This window comes from Bradyrhizobium yuanmingense (assembly GCF_029167105.1).
Lineage (GTDB): Bacteria > Pseudomonadota > Alphaproteobacteria > Rhizobiales > Xanthobacteraceae > Bradyrhizobium > Bradyrhizobium yuanmingense_A.
In genome coordinates, this window is sequence record NZ_JARFML010000099.1 from 1 (window position 1) to 2,253 (window position 2,253).

Sequence of the window (2,253 nt, forward strand, 5' to 3'; positions counted from 1 at the left end):
GGCTCAACCTGATCGAGGGCTTCTTCTCCAAATTTGCTCGCTCAGTGTTGCGCCACATCCGGGTGACATCAAAACACGAGCTGAAGCAACGCATCATGGCCGGCATCGACGACGTGAACCGCCATCCGGTCATCCACACCTGGTCCTATAAACTCGCCGAGGCCGCCTGATATGATTCGAACCAAGGAAACGCTCGACTAGGTGTTTAGTCCCGGCATTCTGGAGCGGGTTGAGTTTGAATCGTTCGGGCTGGGAAGTCCAGCATTTGCAAATGTATTCGTAGGGTGTGAGGCCCTTCAGGGTCTTCAGCCGCCGAGCATAGTTGTAGGCGTTGATGAAGTCGGCAAGGTGAGCTTCGAGCTGATCGTGTCGATCGTAGTAATAGCGTCGGACGGTCGCTTCCTTGATCGTGCGGTTCATGCGTTCGACCTGGCCATTGGTCCAGGGATGCTTGATCTTAGTCAGCCGATGCTCGATCCCGTTCTCCCGGCAGCGCATGTCGAACATATGAGTGGCGTATCTTGCTGTCGGGCCGTCCGCATAGCGCGGTGGGAAGGTGAACTGGATCCCATTGTCGGTGAGAACCGTGTGGATCTTGTAGGGAACGGCCGCAATAAGAGCTTCGAGGAGGGCCGCGGCCGAGGTCCTTCCCGTCTTCCTGGCCAGTTGCACGAACGCGAACTTACTGGTGCGATCGATTGCGACGTAGAGGTAGAGCTTGCCTTCGGCGGTCTGGAGCTCGGCGATGTCGATGTGGAAGTAGCCGATCGGATAAGCCTTGAACTTCTTCTTCGAGGGCTTGCCACCGCCCACTTCCGGCAATCGGCTGATGCCGTGACGCTGGAGGCAGCGATGCAGGGTTGACCGCGTCAGATGCGGGATGGTCGGCTGCAGCGCATAGAGGCAATCGTCGAGTGGCAGCAGCGTATGCTGCCGGAAAGCAACGATGATCGCCTCCTCCTCGATGGAAAGGACAGTCGACTTGGCTTCCTTGGGGCCAGTCGAACGATCGGTGACGGTCTCGCTCTGCTTCCACTTCGCGACAGTCTTCTGGTTGATCCCGTAGCGCCTGGCGAGACCTCTCAGGCTCTCTTGAGTAGTTTGTATAGCTCGACGGACTGCCTCCTTCGTGGTGGCGCAGCCGTGTAAAATCTGTCCCATAGCGCTTCCTTCGAATCGTGCGACAAGGATGCACCATCAAAGTCTGGGACTAAACAACTAGGGGTAATCCTAGGAGAAGCGCTATGACGATTTCGAGAGCGGAGGTGATCACATCGTCCGAGCGGCGGCGCCGGCGGTCGCAGGATGAGAAGGAACGGCTTGTTGCATCATCGCTCGAGCCCGGAGCCAGTGTTTCCGAGGTGGCTCGCATGGCTGGCCTTCATATAAGCCAGCTGTTCAGGTGGCGCAAAGAGCTTTTCAAGCACGGTGAAGCGAGCATATCGCCGTTCGTGCCGGTCGAGATTGGGCCATCTGTGCCGCCGCGCGAGGTGGCTGAAGCGCCATTGACGACGGCGGCGCGCCGACGGAAGAGCCTGGGCATCATCGAGATCGACGTTGGTAGCGGGGTTGATGGCGACGCGCTCCGTCGCGTTCTCGATGCTCTGGTGCGCCGATGATCCCGGTTCCGACGGGCGCGCGAGTGTGGCTTGCGACAGGCTACACGGACATGCGGCGAGGCTTTGCACTCCAAGTGCAGGAGGTGCTGCGGAAGGACCCGCTCAGCGGTCATCTGTTCGTCTTCCGTGGTCGCCGAAGCGATCTTGTGAAGGTGATTTGGCACGATGGCCAGGGAGCATGCCTGTTCACCAAGAGACTCGAGAGAGGACGGTTCGTCTGGCCATCGGTTGAACGATCTTGCCGGCGCAGATGAGCTACCTGCTGTCCCGAATCGATTGGCGCAACCCACAAGAACCCAGCGTCCGACGCGGGTCGGATAGCCGTTTTGGGTTTGAATCTGCTGCTTGATCTGATTCAATGGCTTCATGATATCCCCGACGGTCGGTCAAAATCCTCCGGGTGTGGTCACCTCAAACTCCCCCCAACCTGATTCCGCCCGGCTGGGCGGCTGATCGGCCGCAAAGCGCGTAGCAGGAGTTTATTTTCGCCCCCTTTTAGGGAGAGGGTGACCTGCCCCTGAATTTTCATCCAGCGGCAGTTAGAGTCTCGGGGTTTTGTACGCCAAGTGGCGCGGGTGGAGCAACGGACGATCGGCGGAGCTGGTCGGGGTTGCGCAGCCGATCGTCCGTTGCG

2 protein-coding genes and 1 pseudogene are annotated in these 2,253 nt (G+C 59.1%); 2 read left to right on the forward strand and 1 reads right to left on the reverse strand.

Translation table 11 applies throughout. The features are described 5' to 3' along the window. Positions 1-197: 197 nt before the first annotated feature. Positions 198-1,161, reverse strand: a pseudogene (locus tag P0R31_RS40545) (IS481 family transposase). Between the two features lie 83 nt (positions 1,162-1,244). Between P0R31_RS40545 and tnpA the strand changes: the two are divergent. Together tnpA and tnpB are read left to right on the forward strand one after the other, a co-directional pair. Then, positions 1,245-1,619 (forward strand): IS66-like element accessory protein TnpA, encoded by a 375-nt coding sequence (tnpA, locus tag P0R31_RS40550; RefSeq protein ID WP_275521200.1) that lies wholly within the window; start codon positions 1,245-1,247, stop codon positions 1,617-1,619. Between the two features lie 50 nt (positions 1,620-1,669). Beyond that, positions 1,670-1,873 carry an IS66 family insertion sequence element accessory protein TnpB gene (gene tnpB / locus P0R31_RS40970; RefSeq protein WP_343299376.1) on the forward strand — a complete coding sequence of 68 codons (204 nt, stop codon included), beginning with the start codon at positions 1,670-1,672 and terminating at the stop codon, positions 1,871-1,873. Positions 1,874-2,253 lie beyond the last annotated feature (380 nt).